Raw genomic sequence first — 15,318 nt, 5'->3', positions numbered from 1 at the left:
GCCAGAAGAAGTTCATAAAGGAGAAGGAGTTGACCTAACGGACAACATTCTCAATCTTCCAGAAGGAAGTAAAGTGGAAGTCGTCACCCCAGTGGACACTACACAAGTAGGGAAACAAGCTAAAAAAGCGAAAATGTTACCCAAAACAGGTGAAGAGGATACAAATATGATTACTATCTTTGGTGGTCTTCTATTGTTGGGAAGTTTAGGCCTAATTGATTATAAAAAGAGAGAGTCTAAAAAATCATCAAGTAGAATAGAAAGATCAAAATGATTACCCACTACCGAAAGAAGGATGATTATCAATATCAAATTTTAACTATAAAAGTAATTTGGCTTTTGCAAGGAATACTCAAAAACGATTAGTGATACTAATCGTTTTTTTTTTTTTTTTTGAGAATGAAATTCCACCTAAAAAGTATGATTATTTTTTTAGTTTTTTCGAAAAAAAGGCACTCTCTGATTGTTGTATTAGTGGAAAGGGGAAAAGGAGCATATTTATCGTGCAACAAAACTACAATGAGAAATCTATACAACACCAATTTGATGCCTACTGCAAAAAAGTATTACGAAACGAAGCTAAGTCTATTCGAAAACGAAACACTAGAATAAAAGATAATGAGGAACCACTGAATGATGTAAATGAAGGGAAGTATCCACAAACTAATTTTGATGAACAAGATGTCTATTTCTTATTTGGAATGGAGATATTAATTTCAGATCAGAAGTTATCAGCAGCAATTGATCAGTTATCGGATATAAGAAGGAAGATTATTCTACTTTATTATTTTGCCGATTTTAATGATGCTGAAATCGGTAGAATTCTCAATATGAGTACAAGTGGTATCTGGTATCAACGAACGAAGGCAGTTGAACAATTGAAAATGGGGTATGACCTATGGTAGATAAACCCAAAAAATGGCAGTATCCATTAGTTCCACTATCTATTATCCTATCTGCTCTAGAAGAAGATCCAATTTCGATCAAGATGATACTCAAACATTATCATAATTATATAGCTAAGTTATGTTTAACAAATGGATTTAATGAGGTGGGGCAATTTATTACCTATGTGGATGAATATATGCTAAGGCAATTAGAAGTTAAATTAATAGAAGCTATATTGAAATTTAAAGTTAACTAGCTAAAAACTCCCCTTTCTACTTTTTCTACCAAAAAGAGTCTTCTAATACTTTAGATTAGCGGATTCTTTTAGGTAGAAAACCTATTGTTCATTGAAAAATAAATATATTCTATCAGTACGTTAACACTTCAAGGAGCATATTTTAGTTACGCCATGATCTCTTATTATAAAGAAGGAGCGATAAATATTCTAAAATAATTTTTATAGTCAATAAAAAGCGATGATTTGAGGTTGGGATAATGATACTTCCGTAAGGCTCGCCGTAAACTTGGGGAGAGGTGAAATTCCTATGTGCTTTTGACAAAGGCAGCTGATAGATTAATCCTTAATAATAGAAGGGAAGAGATAATCATGTCAAAGAATAACAATAAAAATAATTCATCAGAGTTAGAAAATTGTTTATTTAATCCCAAAAAGCTAGAGGATTCTATCAATAAAGTAAAGAGAATAAATGACCTACCGTTAGTTTTAACAAATAAAGATCTAAAAGAACAATTTCAAATAAGTGATAGTACTTTAAATCGTCTTATAAAACTAGATAATTTTCCAAGATGCTGGTTTGGCATCAAAGGGCATTACCTTAGAGATGATATTTTGGAGTGGATAAAAAAAGGAAAGGAAGAATACTTTTGTGATCAGTTTCGTTTATTACGAGAATTGTAGAATTTATTTTTTCGTCTGTATATTGTATAATTATTTTATAAATAGAAAGATTTTCAAGAGTTTCCGATTGTTGGGTTCCTTCATAATTGGGGGTAAAAACAAATGGAAAATATGAGTCGTTTTAAAAAACATATTACTGCAACAGGAAAAATTACTTGGTACTTTCAGGCTTTTCGAACTACGAGACGAGGTTTTAATTCTAAGCGTGAGGCTCAGCTAGCTTATCTTGAAATGGAAAAACAACACAGAAATAAGCAAAAAAGAATTGCTAGTAATGATAAATTCAATGTGGTTAGTCAAAAGTGGTTTGAATATTATCGATCACTAAACGAACAAAAGAGGGCAACATATGATAAGCGAGAAGAACAGGTAAAAATACTTAATCGATGGATTGGTGATAAAAAATTAAGCAGTTTATCTTCAGAAGAACTACAAAAATTCCTTTTTATTTTAAAAGAAAAAGGAATTGACGGCATTGATGTTGGTTATGCTAAAAATAGTTTACAATCTCTTGTTCAAGTTCTAAATATGATTTTTAAATATTGTAAGAAAAAGAATTTGATAAATGAAAATCCAATGGAGTTTGTAAAAATGCCTAAGTATCAGTTAACAGTTGAAGATTTAAAAGAGTCTGTTAATAGTTTAGAAGATAAGTTTTTAACAGTAGATGAATTGCGAACTTTTTTAAATTATGGGATCATTTATGAAGAATTACCCATGTCTGTTCTTTTTCATGTTTTGTTTTATACTGGGTGTCGTGTGAGTGAAGCACTTGCTTTACAACCTCAAGATATAGATTTTGAACGAAATGAAATCTTATTTTATAAGCAGACGGCAGTAAAAGGAAAAAGCAAAGATTTTCGAATTGAAACTACAAAATCTGTTAGTTCTGCTAGAAGAGTACCTGTCACACCGTTAGTAATGGAGAAATTGCACGAATTAATTGATGTATTAAATAAAACAAAAAGAAATAGCAATTTTGTTGTAGACGAGACTTATTTATTTGTTTATCTTGATCCTGGTAAGCGTGGAGTTCCTTATCGTCGTGAATATGTAAATGACCACGTTAAGCGCTGTGTAGAGAGATGTGGAATCAACAAAAATTTCCATACTCATCTGGCTCGTCATACGATGGCTAGTTTAGTAGCTGAGTATTGCAGTTGGGATGTTTTAAAGGATCGTTTAGGTCATACAGATAGTACAACTTCAAAAATATATCGGCATTTAACATCAAACGAAAGAATAAAGCCTTTGCTTGCTTTTGATTCATTAGAAAATTAGATTTTGGCAGAAGTGCAGGTATTTTAGAATCTAAAATAGGTGTTGTGACTATGCTTTAGTCAAAGTGTAGTCAGAAAAAGAGAAAAACTTTTATATCAATACTTTAATGACTTTTCACAAGTATCAAAGAAATTCGTCGTTAATCATTTATTATCAGATGAAGCAAAAGCCCTTGTTTTCAAGGGCTTTTTTCTTTTGGTCAGGAGGGGTCTATCATTTGCTTTAATACCTTATGCGCAAGTAAATAAGGCTGATCATGTAGCTGCATATTTTTTAACAGTATCCCGAAAATTGTCTTTTGTTCTGACTGAGGATTCGATTGAATCCGAAGAAAAGTTTGATTAGAATCTCGAAAAAGTCATGAAAGTCGATAAAAATTATGCTATACCTAAACAAAGATAAAAATTGAAATGAGGGATGAGGATGAAAGTCACTTATTTGGGTACTGCTGCGGCAGAACGTGTTCCAGCCATATTTTGTAATTGTAGGATCTGCCGTCATGCGATGGAGAAAAAAGGCCGGGAGATTCGGACCCAAACGCAAGCGTTATTGGATGATGGCAAGCTTTTGATCGATTTTCCTGGGGACAGTTACCTGCACCGATTGAGTGGTCGAGTGGATTATAATCGCGTCGAAGCATTATTGCTGACCCACTGGCACTCAGATCATTTTTACGGAGAAGATTTAGCTTATCGAATGTCCGGCTATGCCAATGGGATCACGACTCAATTGGCTGTCTATGGCAATGCCTATGTGAAAGGTTTTTATGACCGAGCGTTCCAATTGGAAGGACGTTACGATGAACAACGCCTGACGTATCATCTTTTGGAAGCGTATCAAAAAACATGGATCAATGGCTATGAAGTGTATTCTTTACCGGCACAACATGGTCATTTTGCCGAAGATTGTTTTATCTATGTCATCAAAGATCCAACAGGCAAAACACTTCTCTATGGACACGATACAGGCTACTTGACGGAAGAGATGTTTGCTTTTTTAGAAGCAAATAAGTTTATTTTTGATTGTGTATCAATGGATTGCACGGGGCAGACCAATGCTGACCAGATGGCCAATCATATGAATTGGTCGCAAAATATTCAAATGAAACAGGAGCTGATGGATCGCAAGTTAGCGACTGAAAAGACGATCTTTGTCGCCAATCATTTCTCTCACAATGGAGGGAAAACCTATCAAGAGATGGCAGATCTCTCAGCTTCAGAAATGATCATTACCGCATATGACGGGTTGGAGATCCATCTTTAATCCGTCTGACGATTAATTCATGAATACTGAATGTCAACAACTCAAAAGGGAGGCAAACAATAAAAATAGATCATGAAAATAGCGTGTTAAGTGGGAAACGATGTCCAGCGAGATTTAGGTGCTAGAGAAATGAGTAAATAAAGAGGAATGATTTTTCATGAGAAATCAGAAATTTGAATACTATATGCGAGAATTAAACCTGATTAAAAGACAAAACTGGATTGAAAATGACCTATATCATCTAGTTGCGGAAATGATTAAGGCTGGCAAAAACATGTCTAGGCTATCTTTAAGAGATATAAGCTTGCGAAGTAGGAGTCCAAAAGGTCAGATATTCTATGGCTTATCTTCATTTCCTGATTTTGTCATCTTGGATGAACGGTTTGATAATTCAGATAATCTTGCCGGGGGAAGTGTAAATATAGCGAATAAAAATTTGATTTATGGCTGCGTTGAAGTAAAAAATGTCGATGAGAAGCTATTAGATCTAGAATCGATCGATCTAATATCAGAATTTGAGAAAGCAAAAAAACCAGGAAATGAACTGAATCAAGATTTAGGCCAACTCTTAGGACAAATACTATGGTTTAAAAAAGTTTTGTATACAAATGGCAATATATGGAAATTCTACAAACGAACAAGTCAAGAAACAGATAACTTTCTTACTGACAAATGTATAGAAAAGTTATTTGAGGATCGTATGAAAAATGAGGCCCCTGATTACAAATGGTATGCAGGACTAGATGACGATAATTTAAAGATTGAAAAAGTTTTTGAGTTTGTCTTAGAGAGTGATATAAAAAAAGAAGTATGGGAAGAATTTCTAAATAGCTTATATTCGATTAACTGGGAAGGATAAAGATGCTATTGTGGAAGAATAATCATCTTTTAGAACTGAATCAGGTTGTTTTACTTGCGGCTCAATGGATTGCAGGGAGCAGAAACATGCTGATTCAATGGCCAATCATATCACAATAGTCGAATGAAGCAAGAATGGATGGATCTCAAGTGATTGACTGAAAAAGGGATCTCTGTTGCCAATTACTTCTCACAATGGGTGAACTTATCAGCAAATAACGGATCTCTCAGCTTCAGAAATGATTATTACCGCATATGACAGGGGTGGAGAGCTATCTTTGAGCCACTTGGAAATCGTCTAGCACGTATAACGCTATCGTCAGTTTAATAAGCGAGTTGAGGACCTATATTTGATCTCCTCGATTCGCTTTTTTTGATAGTCTGAGATAAACCGCTTGCTGATGAAGGAGTGTAGCTAATAAAAAAAAGATACCAGTTGAAGTGCGAAAAATAAAAAAATAGAAGTTGTTCTTGAATGAAAATAGTTGGAAAATCATTTTTCATTTTCTTTTATGCCTGTTAAAGTCAATGATACCAATCATATTAACAAGACCAAAAATGAAAATACAAAAAAAACTGTTCTTAGTATTGACTCATAAAAAATACCACTACTATACTTGTATTGTGGTTATAACCAGTTAGGAGAGACATCGATGCAAAATACATTTCAATCAAAATCACTTTATTATCAGCTGGTAGAAATATTGAAACAACGAATCGAAAACAGTATGGTCGCTCATGATAAGCTGCCATCAGAAAGAGAGTTGACCAGTTTTTATGGCGTTAGTCGCACGACGGTGCGACTAGCATTGCAAGAACTGGAAAAAATGGGCTACATTTATCGACAACATGGAAAAGGAACCTTTGTTTCGGAATTAAGGACAAATGCGACTGATCTAGCTGGCGCATATAGTTTTACCGAACAAATGCGGGCAATGGGCAAACATCCTGAAACCAAGATATTGGCCTTCAAGAAGATTGAAGCAACCAAGTATTTAGCGGGGCATATGAATGTTCAATTAGGTGAACCTTTGTTTCAGTTAGACCGTTTGCGTTTAGCCGACGATCTGCCAATGATGATCGAGAAATCCTATTTGCCAGTGAAGCTATTTATGACACTATCTCGGGAACTGCTATCGATAAAACCGTTATACGATTTGTTTTCTGAAGATTTCAATCAAATGGTACGATCGGCTGACGAAGAATTTTATGCCAGTATTGCCCAGAAAGAAGATAGTGAGCTGCTAAATATTCCAGAAGGATCACCAGTGCTCCATTTAGTTCGCTCAACCTATAATCTCGAGAACGAAGTGATTGAATTTACATTAAGTGTGGCACGGGCCGATAAGTTTCATTATAAGATCAGGCATCTGCGTTCCACTAACTGAATTGGAGGAAAGAAAATGTTTATGTTGTCAAAAGAAGAACTGCAAAAGCTAGGAGCAGAAAATACTACCCGAGAAATTCGACAACAACCGGAACTGTGGCATGAGACGTTTGACCGTTATCAAGAAACAGTCACAGATCTAGATCGTTTGTTTACAGATGCGAAACAACATGCTGGAGAGCGACCGATCCGCGTCATTTTTACAGGGGCCGGAACCTCTCAATATGTGGGGGATACACTAATTCCGTTTCTTACTAGTCAAGGAAATACGAATCAGTTCATTTTTCAAAGTATTGGTTCGACCGATATCGTTGCTACGCCAAAAGAATACCTGATTCCTGATGAGACAACGATCTTGGTCTCATTTGCCCGTAGTGGAAATAGTCCAGAAAGTCTAGCCGCAGTTAAGATGGCCAATCAGCTGGTCAACAAGATCTATCATATCGTGATCACCTGTGCACCAGACGGATTATTGGCTACACAAATGCCTACAAAAAAAGAAAATCTAGTTTTACTAATGCCAAACAAAGCCAATGACGCTGGTTTTGCTATGACAAGCAGTTTCAGCTGTATGACGCTGACTGCGCTACTTATTTTTGATCAAGCAAGCAATCAGCAAAAAGAAAGATATGTTCATCAATTAAGCCGACTAGGAGAAGAAGTCATCCAACGAGAATCAGAGATCCAAGGGTATCTGGCATCAGACTTTCATCGCATCATTTACTTAGGTTCGGGAAGCTTAGGCGGATTGACTAGAGAAGCACAATTAAAAGTTCTCGAGTTAACTGCTGGAAAAATCGCAACCGTTTTTGATACATCTTTAGGATTCAGACATGGTCCCAAATCTTTTGTCAATGAGCAAACATTGGTTTTCCTGTTTGTCAGCAATGACTCATATACGCAGAAATACGATGTAGATATGCTGGACGAAATCAAAAATGACGGTATTGCCCAACGCGTTGTTGGAATTGGTCAAAAGGGTTCATTGTTTAGTGGTGATTCCTTTGAGTTAGCTGCAGATTCGTTACTGCCGGATGGCTATCTTGCTTTAGCAGATATCATGGTAGCCCAAACGATCGCATTACTTTGTTCGGTAAAGGTTGGTAATACACCAGATACACCATCGCCAAGTGGAACAGTCAATCGTGTGGTCAAAGGTGTAACGATTTATCCATATGAAAATTAGGAAAGAGTGTGAAGCATGTTAGAATGGTCCGAAAATAAAAGACAAGCAATGGAACGTTTATCGACGCCGGAAGACATTATTACCGCCCTGGCGATTGATCAGCGTGGTGCACTGAAGAAAATGATGTCAGCTTTAGGGATGGAAGCGACGAAAGAAACGATTGAGCGGTTTAAAACCCTGATTTCACAAGAATTGACGCCCTATGCCTCAGCCATTTTATTGGATCCAGAATATGGGTTGCCTGCTGCACAAAAACGTGCAGCAGAGAGCGGTCTTTTGCTAGCATATGAGAAAACCGGTTACGATCAAACCGTTCCTGGTCGCTTTCCTGATTTGCTTCCGGATTGTTCAGTTATTCGGTTTAAAGAATCAGGTGCTGATGCGGTGAAATTTTTGCTGTATTACGATTGCGATGAAGAAGAGGAAATCAATTTTCACAAGCAAGTTTTTGTTGAACGAATTGGAAGCGAATGCATGGCTGAAGGACTGCCATTTTATTTAGAGTTATTGTCATATGATGCTAAAAATGTAAATACGAAATCGCTTTCCTATGCCAAAGCAAAACCGCGCAAAGTGATCGAAATGATGAAAGAATTCTCGAAAACCCAGTATAAAGTAGATGTCTTAAAGGTTGAAGTACCAGTAAACATGTCATTTGTTGAAGGGGGTGCAACAGGGGAGATCGCCTATACACGTCAAGAAGCTGCCGCTTATTTTAAAGAACAAAGCGACGCAACAGATTTGCCATATATCTTCTTAAGTGCTGGGGTCTCAGCGGCATTATTCATGGAAACATTGCGTTTTGCCAAAGATGCTGGGGCACGATTCAACGGTGTACTCTGTGGCAGAGCAACTTGGAAAGATGCAGTCGCTCCTTTTGTTGAAAAAGGAGAAGCGGCAACTTTAGAATGGCTGACAGAACAAGGGACACAAAACATTCGTCAATTGAATGAAGTGATAAGAGAAACTGCCGTTTCGTGGCATGAGAAAGTAGTACAACCAGTCCAATAGAGCAATTCACCTTGCAAAGCTGACTACTAATGAATGGGAGCAGAACATGTCTACGTTTGAAATAAAAGAAGAGTTTTTAATGAATGGTTCTCCTTTTAAACTACTATCTGGTGCGATTCATTATTTTCGGGTCCATCCGGATGATTGGAGGCACTCTCTTTATAATTTGAAAGCGCTTGGATTTAATACCGTCGAAACCTATGTGCCTTGGAATTTGCACGAACCGCATAAAGGGTTATTTCAGTTTGAAGGCATTCTTGATTTAGAGCATTTTTTGTCCTTGGCACAAGAGCTTGGTCTGTATGTCATCCTGCGACCTTCTCCATATATATGCGCCGAATGGGAATTCGGCGGGTTACCTGCTTGGCTACTAAAGGAGTCTGGACGATTAAGAGCATGTGATCCGAGCTATTTAGCGCATGTGGCGGAATACTACGATGTATTACTTCCAAAAATCATTCCCTACCAGTTGAGTCATGGAGGGAACATTCTAATGATCCAAGTGGAAAACGAATATGGGTCATATGGTGAAGAAAAAGCTTATTTGAGAGCTATCAAAGAAATGCTGATAAACCGTGGCATTGATATGCCTTTATTTACTTCGGATGGTCCTTGGCAAGCCGCCTTACGAGCTGGCAGCTTGATTGAAGATGATGTATTGGTCACAGGGAATTTTGGTTCCCCGGCAAAAGAAAACTTTGCAGCGATGCAGGATTTTTTTGATCAGCACAACAAAAAATGGCCTTTGATGTGTATGGAATTCTGGGCTGGCTGGTTCAATCGCTGGAATGAACCAATTATTCGGAGAGACCCAGATGATCTCGCTGAATCAGTCAAAGAAGCTTTGGAAATCGGTAGTGTCAATTTATATATGTTTCACGGGGGAACTAATTTTGGATTTATGAATGGTTGTTCGGCTAGAGGCGCAGTCGATTTACCGCAGGTCACTTCCTATGACTACGATGCACCATTGGATGAGCAAGGGAATCCGACAGCAAAGTATTACGCATTGCAGAAAATGCTAAAAGAACATTTTCCAGAATATGAACAGCACGAACCGCGCAGCAAAACATCTCTATCAATGGAACTTCAACTACAAGATAAAGTCAGCTTGTTTTCTGTTATCGATCAAATCAGTCAGCCGGTCAAGACGGTTTATCCGCAAACGATGGAACAATTGGACCATCCTTATGGCTATTTGTTGTACCGCACGAAGAAACGGCGGGACGCGGAAACAGAAAAGCTCCGGATCATTGATGGAAATGATCGTGCCCAGATTTTCTTGAATGAAACATTCCTTGCAACGCAATATCAGGGAGAAATTGGTGAAGACTTATTGATTAAGCAAGCGGCAGAAGAAAATCAATTGGATATTCTAGTAGAAAATATGGGACGAGTCAACTATGGACATAAGCTGACAGCAGAGACCCAGCGAAAAGGGATTCGTAGAGGTGTGATGGCTGATCTGCACTTTGTGACCAACTGGACTCATTACTGGCTAGACTTCAGTAAGTCACCAGCAATTGATTTTACGCGGGACTGGCATCCAGAACAACCCGGGTTTTATCGTTATTCCTTTGTGCTAGAGGAAAAAAGAGATACTTTTATTGATTTGACAGGATTCGGTAAAGGAGTTGTTCTGGTCAACAATGTCACTGTTGGACGCTTTTGGGAAGTGGGCCCCATTTTATCATTGTACGTACCAAGCGGATTTTTGAATCACGGGGAAAATACAATCATTATTTTTGAAACGGAGGGCTGCTTTGCAAAAGAAGTACATTTGAGAAAAGAACCGGTTTATAAAACGATGGAGGCGAAAAAAGTATGAGTATTATTGGTGTACGTATTGATGGACGATTGATTCATGGACAAGTGGCAAACTTATGGACGACCAAGCTGAATATTAGCCGAATTATGGTTGTGGACGACGATGTAGCAGAAAATCCAATCGAAAAGAGTGGCTTGAAATTAGCAACGCCTGCAGGGGTCAAGTTAAGTATCTTGCCGATTGAGAAAGCAGCTGCCAATATTTTGGCTGGAAGATATGATTCTCAACGGTTGTTGATTGTTGCTAAAAAACCTGACCGTTTGCTCAAACTAGTGGAATTAGGTGTGCCGATCACTGAAATAAATGTTGGAAACATGTCCCAAACAGCTGAAACAAAGTCTATTACCAAGTCAATCAATGTTGTTCCCGCAGATATTGCTGATTTCAAAGAACTTGCTAGCAAAGGTGTGAAACTTTTTGCACAAATGGTCCCTAGCGATAAAGCTGAAAACTTTATGAGCCTTTTAGAAAGATAGGAGAATCAATATGGAAATTCATTGGTGGCAAATTTTATTATTATCATTATATGCAGGTTATCAGATTCTAGATGAATTACAGATCTATTCTTCAATGAGTGCGCCCGTTTTTGCTGGTCTTTTTTCAGGGTTAGTGATGGGAGATATCACAACCGGTTTATTGATTGGTGGTAGTATGCAACTGACAGTCCTTGGTGTAGGAACTTTTGGCGGTGCTTCGCGGATCGACGCCAATTCGGGAACGGTTTTGGCCACGGCATTCTCTGTTGCATTAGGAATGGATCCAGAACAGGCAATTGCTGCAATTGCTGTACCGGTAGCTAGTTTGATGATTCAATTAGATATTTTAGCTCGTTTTGCGAATACGTATTTTGCTCATAGAATCGATACCCACGTGGAAAATATGAATTTCAAAGCCATCGAACGAAACTTTTTGTTGGGCGCAGCACCGTGGGCGCTATCACGACTTGTTCCTGTATTTCTCGCGTTGGCTTTCGGTGGCGGATTAGTCGAAAACGTTGTTAGTTATTTGAATGGTGATTTAAAGTGGTTAGGCGATGGATTATCCGTTGCCGGAGCAGTCTTACCAGCTGTAGGTTTTGCAATTTTACTTCGTTATTTACCAGTAAAAAAACATTTTCCTTATCTTATTTTAGGCTTTGTTTTGACAGCATTATTAACAACGGTATTTAGCAATATCCAACTATTGGGCAGCAGTGTAGCAAGTGTTGTAAAAGATTTCAGCGGTACCTTCAACGCATTACCAATGTTGGCAATCGCACTAATTGGTTTCGCACTTGCCGCTATCAGCTACAAAAATGGACAAGCACGTCTAGCAACTAATACCGCACAAAACGAGCAGCATTCGGAAGGAGAGATTGAAGACGATGAAATCTAATGTTAAATTAACGAAAAAAGACTTCCAACAAATCAATCGGCGCAGCCTATTTGGTTTCCAACTAGGATGGAACTATGAACGGATGCAAGGCTCAGGTTACTTGTACACCATTTTGCCGCAACTACGTAAAATCTATGGGGACAACACCCCTGAATTAAAAGAAATGATGAAAACGCATACACAGTTTTTTAATACATCAAATTTCTTCAATACCATTATCACGGGGATTGATCTAGCGATCGAAGAAAAAGAGGGATTTCAGGCAAAAGATACCATTTCAGGGTTGAAAGCCGGGTTGATGGGACCTTTCGCAGCGATCGGTGATTCGATTTTCGCAGCCCTAGTGCCAACGATTTTTGGTGCATTGGCTGCGAATATGGCCATCAATGGAAATCCGATCGGCATCTTTATCTGGATCGCTGCACAAATCGTAGTCATGATCTTTCGTTGGAAACAACTGGAATTTGCTTATAAAGAAGGTATTTCCCTTGTGACAACCATGCAAAGCCGCTTAACAGCATTAACAGATGCAGCGACATTACTGGGTGTTTTTATGGTAGGAGCATTAGTGGCAACAATGGTCAATGTAAAATTTGCTTGGGCACCAAGTATTGGTGAGGTCACATTGAATATGCAAAACAATATTGATATGATTTTGCCGAGGCTCTTACCAGCAGCTATTGTCGGCATTGTCTATTGGATGTTAGGAAAGAAAAACATGACATCAACCAAAGCAATTTTCGTCGTATTGATCGTCAGTGTGGCACTGTCGGCGTTAGGAGTTATTTCGAAGTAGATGGAAAGTAGGTAGGAAGTTGATGGAAAAGCAATTAGTCTTGATTAGTCATGGCCGGTTTTGTGAAGAATTGAAAAAAAGTACAGAAATGATCATGGGGCCTCAGTCAGAGATCCAGACAGTCCCATTATTACCAGAAGAAGGTGCCGATGATTTTCGCCAAAAACTAGCAGCTGTCATCGCTGACAGTCAAAACCCTGTGGTCTTTGCTGATCTGCTAGGAGGAACCCCATGCAATGCGGCTTCTCGGTTAATCATGGAAGGTGCGACATTTGAGCTGTATGCAGGAATGAATATGCCGATGGTGATTGGCTTCCTCAACCGCACATTGACAGGAGATCCATTGGATTATGAACAATTTGGTAAAGAGAATATTCAACATGTCAACACGCTTCTCACTGCAGTAGCAGATTTTGAAGAAGATTAAGCAGAGGCAAAGACATTAGAAGTTGATCAGCAAAGAAAAAACGGCATTAGCTGTACTTCTTAGCTATCACCTATTTGCCTTAACCAAACGACAAAAAGCGCTGAAAAGCCCCAACTCTTTGAACAATTCCCTAAAAAAAGGTATGATAGCTAAAAGTATATTTTTGAAGGGACATCAAAGGGATGAAGTACTCAACGAAATACAGCGATGCCATTCATATTCTGGCCTATATTGAAATGTTGAAGGGAACCGATCTATCCAGTGATCGAATTGCTCAAAGTGTCGAGACCAATCCAGCCTATGTCCGCCGAATCATGAGTGATTTGCGAACAGCTGGCTTGATTGAGAGCCAACGGGGAAAAGCTGAACCTAAATTACTAAAAAAACCCGAAGAGATCACTTTGCTAGACATTTATTCAAGTGTTGAAAAGGACCAACGATTGTTGCATATTGACAAAAAAACCAATCCTAATTGTTTGATTGGCGGTAGCATTCAGGAAGTTCTAGATGAGACCTATGAGCGTCTGCAAAAAAAAATTGAGTTAGAGATGCAACAGATCACACTAGCAGATATCATAGATAAACTCAATGTGGCTGCTGAAAAATGAAGAGAGACAGCTCCGTTTCAAAAGCAAATGCTTGACGAAAAGGAGCTTTCTTTTTATAATCAACATGTAACCTTAAAAGTTACATGTATTTTTCTACATGTACAAGTTTAAAGATGAAAGGAAGAGAGCAATGAAAATTGGAATTATTGGTGCAACAGGAAATGCTGGTTCAGCGATTTATCGGGAAGCAAGTGCACGAGGACATGAAGTCGTAGCTATCGTACGCAATGAAGAAAAAGCAAAGGAAATGTTTGGGAATTCCGTCAAAACAATAACCAAAGACGCGTTTGAATTGAAAAGAGGCGAGTTGGAAGGTTTTGATGCTATCATTGATGCGTTTGCTACTAGCCCTGATCAAGCCTATCTACATGTCGACTTAGCAGCCCGTTTGATCCATCTTTTCCGTGGAAAGAAAACTAGATTGTTCTTCATTTTAGGGGCGGGTAGTTTACTGAATGATGCTGGCGACTTGAATGTTAACGACTTGAAAAAAGCACCTGATAGTGAAAGCTGGATCGCGATTCCAGAAAATCAATTAGACGAGTACAATTTTTTATTAACTGTTAAAAATGTTGATTGGGTAGGAATTTCTCCAGGGAACCTTTTCCAAGCTGGGGAAGCTAAACCGGCTATTTTAGGAAAAGATCACTTGCTTCAAAATGATGCCGGACAATCTGTCACATCTAGCGGAACATTGGCAAAAGCTATTTTGGATGAGTTAGAAGTCCCTCAATATCAACAAACAAGATTTACAGTTATTGATGCCTGATTTTTTTGACGATCGGGATGGTCTTGAGGAGCAAAGGAGCGGAAAGAACAGTAATGTTTTCATAATGTTTCTTCCAAGAAAACAGGAAAGAAACCATTTTAGAAGAAAGAGTTTTCGAAATTCAAGAATTCTACCAAGACAAAACTCTGCGAGTTGCTTATAATCAATAGCAGAGGTGATGGATATGGAGAAAAAAGAAGCATACGAGCTGATGCTCCTTCAGTTAAAAGGATTGTTAGAAGCGGAGAGTAACTGGTTAGCGAATCTGGCTAATTCTTCCGCATTGCTGAATGAAACGTTACCAGATACGGTCTTTGCCGGCTATTATCTGTTTCAAGAAGGCGAATTGATTCTAGGTCCTTTCCAAGGTCGCGTGTCTTGTACCCGCATCCAGTTAGGAAAAGGGGTCTGCGGGGAGTCCGCTGCTGAGAAAAAGACTATGATCGTCGATAATGTCAAAGAACATGAGAACTACATATCTTGTGACTCGGCAGCAATGTCAGAAATCGTTGTGCCAATGCTGGACAATGACCAACTGATCGGAGTATTAGATATCGATAGTTCGAAAACAAGTAGTTATGACGAGATCGATCAACTTTTCTTAGAAAAATTTGCCGCTTCGCTAGTAGCTGCACGGCGTAATTGATAAAACGAGCAGCGAATCGTGTTCGCTGGTACAAAAGAAATACCCAAACGATAGAAAGCGCAACTTTAGTTCTTGAA

The 15,318-nt window shown here is 38.4% G+C and carries 18 protein-coding genes; all 18 read left to right on the top strand.

What is annotated here, in order from left to right; translation table 11 throughout:
* On the top strand, positions 1-274 hold a 274-nt coding region (locus tag ACTFWY_RS12955; RefSeq protein ID WP_427817132.1), incomplete at its 5' end, for an LPXTG cell wall anchor domain-containing protein.
* Positions 275-503: 229 nt separating this feature from the next.
* A complete protein-coding gene (locus tag ACTFWY_RS12950; RefSeq protein WP_060814974.1) occupies positions 504-905 on the top strand; it encodes an RNA polymerase sigma factor in 402 nt (133 codons plus the stop codon).
* Positions 899-1,144 carry a helix-turn-helix domain-containing protein gene (locus ACTFWY_RS12945; protein ID WP_060814973.1) on the top strand — a complete coding sequence of 82 codons (246 nt, stop codon included), beginning with the start codon at positions 899-901 and terminating at the stop codon, positions 1,142-1,144. The genes ACTFWY_RS12950 and ACTFWY_RS12945 overlap by 7 nt, the downstream gene beginning before the upstream one ends.
* 351 nt (positions 1,145-1,495) lie before the next feature.
* Positions 1,496-1,807, top strand: a complete 312-nt coding sequence (locus ACTFWY_RS12940; protein ID WP_060814999.1) for a helix-turn-helix transcriptional regulator — start codon at positions 1,496-1,498, stop codon at positions 1,805-1,807.
* A 102-nt stretch (positions 1,808-1,909) separates the two neighbouring features.
* Positions 1,910-3,088 carry a tyrosine-type recombinase/integrase gene (locus ACTFWY_RS12935; protein ID WP_060814972.1) on the top strand — a complete coding sequence of 393 codons (1,179 nt, stop codon included), beginning with the start codon at positions 1,910-1,912 and terminating at the stop codon, positions 3,086-3,088.
* Between the two features lie 423 nt (positions 3,089-3,511).
* Positions 3,512-4,351, top strand: coding sequence for an MBL fold metallo-hydrolase (locus ACTFWY_RS12930; protein ID WP_439926992.1), 840 nt, complete (start codon positions 3,512-3,514; stop codon positions 4,349-4,351).
* A gap of 157 nt (positions 4,352-4,508) precedes the next feature.
* Positions 4,509-5,210, top strand: coding sequence for a hypothetical protein (locus ACTFWY_RS12925; protein WP_439926993.1), 702 nt, complete (start codon positions 4,509-4,511; stop codon positions 5,208-5,210).
* 652 nt (positions 5,211-5,862) lie between these two features.
* Positions 5,863-6,597: a GntR family transcriptional regulator gene (locus tag ACTFWY_RS12920; RefSeq protein WP_060814969.1), complete on the top strand. Its 735-nt coding sequence runs from the start codon at positions 5,863-5,865 to the stop codon at positions 6,595-6,597.
* Positions 6,598-6,612: 15 nt separating this feature from the next.
* A complete protein-coding gene (locus ACTFWY_RS12915; protein ID WP_439926996.1) occupies positions 6,613-7,782 on the top strand; it encodes an SIS domain-containing protein in 1,170 nt (389 codons plus the stop codon).
* A 15-nt stretch (positions 7,783-7,797) separates the two neighbouring features.
* Positions 7,798-8,793, top strand: a complete 996-nt coding sequence (lacD, locus tag ACTFWY_RS12910; RefSeq protein WP_439926998.1) for a tagatose-bisphosphate aldolase — start codon at positions 7,798-7,800, stop codon at positions 8,791-8,793.
* Between the two features lie 46 nt (positions 8,794-8,839).
* Complete coding sequence (locus ACTFWY_RS12905; protein WP_439927000.1) at positions 8,840-10,621, top strand: glycoside hydrolase family 35 protein; 1,782 nt, start codon at positions 8,840-8,842, stop codon at positions 10,619-10,621.
* Complete coding sequence (locus ACTFWY_RS12900) at positions 10,618-11,097, top strand: PTS system mannose/fructose/N-acetylgalactosamine-transporter subunit IIB (protein ID WP_003127719.1); 480 nt, start codon at positions 10,618-10,620, stop codon at positions 11,095-11,097. Before ACTFWY_RS12905 ends, ACTFWY_RS12900 begins: the two co-directional genes overlap by 4 nt.
* Positions 11,098-11,107: 10 nt before the next feature.
* Positions 11,108-11,995, top strand: coding sequence for a PTS mannose/fructose/sorbose/N-acetylgalactosamine transporter subunit IIC (locus ACTFWY_RS12895; protein WP_439927002.1), 888 nt, complete (start codon positions 11,108-11,110; stop codon positions 11,993-11,995).
* Positions 11,985-12,791 (top strand): PTS system mannose/fructose/sorbose family transporter subunit IID, encoded by an 807-nt coding sequence (locus ACTFWY_RS12890; protein ID WP_003127721.1) that lies wholly within the window; start codon positions 11,985-11,987, stop codon positions 12,789-12,791. The genes ACTFWY_RS12895 and ACTFWY_RS12890 overlap by 11 nt, the downstream gene beginning before the upstream one ends.
* Before the next feature lie 22 nt (positions 12,792-12,813).
* The gene (locus ACTFWY_RS12885; protein ID WP_003127723.1) at positions 12,814-13,218 is read left to right on the top strand and encodes a PTS sugar transporter subunit IIA; all 405 of its coding nucleotides are present in this window, start codon (positions 12,814-12,816) and stop codon (positions 13,216-13,218) included.
* A gap of 182 nt (positions 13,219-13,400) precedes the next feature.
* The gene (locus ACTFWY_RS12880) at positions 13,401-13,826 is read left to right on the top strand and encodes an Rrf2 family transcriptional regulator (RefSeq protein ID WP_003127725.1); all 426 of its coding nucleotides are present in this window, start codon (positions 13,401-13,403) and stop codon (positions 13,824-13,826) included.
* A 130-nt stretch (positions 13,827-13,956) separates the two neighbouring features.
* Positions 13,957-14,595 (top strand): NAD(P)H-binding protein, encoded by a 639-nt coding sequence (locus ACTFWY_RS12875; RefSeq protein WP_003127726.1) that lies wholly within the window; start codon positions 13,957-13,959, stop codon positions 14,593-14,595.
* Positions 14,596-14,779: 184 nt separating this feature from the next.
* Complete coding sequence (locus ACTFWY_RS12870; RefSeq protein ID WP_005471961.1) at positions 14,780-15,241, top strand: GAF domain-containing protein; 462 nt, start codon at positions 14,780-14,782, stop codon at positions 15,239-15,241.
* The last annotated feature ends 77 nt before the right edge of the window (positions 15,242-15,318 follow it).

The organism is Enterococcus sp. 125944 (genome assembly GCF_051909435.1).
Classification (GTDB): domain Bacteria; phylum Bacillota; class Bacilli; order Lactobacillales; family Enterococcaceae; genus Enterococcus_D; species Enterococcus_D gallinarum.
This window is presented reverse-complemented; position numbering and strand designations above follow the sequence as displayed.

Bases quoted from the DNA above. Each gene is read 5' to 3' on its own strand.
- ACTFWY_RS12945 (WP_060814973.1), top strand. From the start codon at position 899: ATGGTAGATAAACCCAAAAAATGGCAGTATCCATTAGTTCCACTATCT.
- ACTFWY_RS12940 (WP_060814999.1), top strand. From the start codon at position 1,496: ATGTCAAAGAATAACAATAAAAATAATTCATCAGAGTTAGAAAATTGT.
- ACTFWY_RS12935 (WP_060814972.1), top strand. From the start codon at position 1,910: ATGGAAAATATGAGTCGTTTTAAAAAACATATTACTGCAACAGGAAAA.
- ACTFWY_RS12930 (WP_439926992.1), top strand. From the start codon at position 3,512: ATGAAAGTCACTTATTTGGGTACTGCTGCGGCAGAACGTGTTCCAGCC.
- ACTFWY_RS12925 (WP_439926993.1), top strand. From the start codon at position 4,509: ATGAGAAATCAGAAATTTGAATACTATATGCGAGAATTAAACCTGATT.
- ACTFWY_RS12920 (WP_060814969.1), top strand. From the start codon at position 5,863: ATGCAAAATACATTTCAATCAAAATCACTTTATTATCAGCTGGTAGAA.
- ACTFWY_RS12915 (WP_439926996.1), top strand. From the start codon at position 6,613: ATGTTTATGTTGTCAAAAGAAGAACTGCAAAAGCTAGGAGCAGAAAAT.
- lacD (WP_439926998.1), top strand. From the start codon at position 7,798: ATGTTAGAATGGTCCGAAAATAAAAGACAAGCAATGGAACGTTTATCG.
- ACTFWY_RS12905 (WP_439927000.1), top strand. From the start codon at position 8,840: ATGTCTACGTTTGAAATAAAAGAAGAGTTTTTAATGAATGGTTCTCCT.
- ACTFWY_RS12900 (WP_003127719.1), top strand. From the start codon at position 10,618: ATGAGTATTATTGGTGTACGTATTGATGGACGATTGATTCATGGACAA.
- ACTFWY_RS12895 (WP_439927002.1), top strand. From the start codon at position 11,108: ATGGAAATTCATTGGTGGCAAATTTTATTATTATCATTATATGCAGGT.
- ACTFWY_RS12890 (WP_003127721.1), top strand. From the start codon at position 11,985: ATGAAATCTAATGTTAAATTAACGAAAAAAGACTTCCAACAAATCAAT.
- ACTFWY_RS12885 (WP_003127723.1), top strand. From the start codon at position 12,814: ATGGAAAAGCAATTAGTCTTGATTAGTCATGGCCGGTTTTGTGAAGAA.
- ACTFWY_RS12880 (WP_003127725.1), top strand. From the start codon at position 13,401: ATGAAGTACTCAACGAAATACAGCGATGCCATTCATATTCTGGCCTAT.
- ACTFWY_RS12875 (WP_003127726.1), top strand. From the start codon at position 13,957: ATGAAAATTGGAATTATTGGTGCAACAGGAAATGCTGGTTCAGCGATT.
- ACTFWY_RS12870 (WP_005471961.1), top strand. From the start codon at position 14,780: ATGGAGAAAAAAGAAGCATACGAGCTGATGCTCCTTCAGTTAAAAGGA.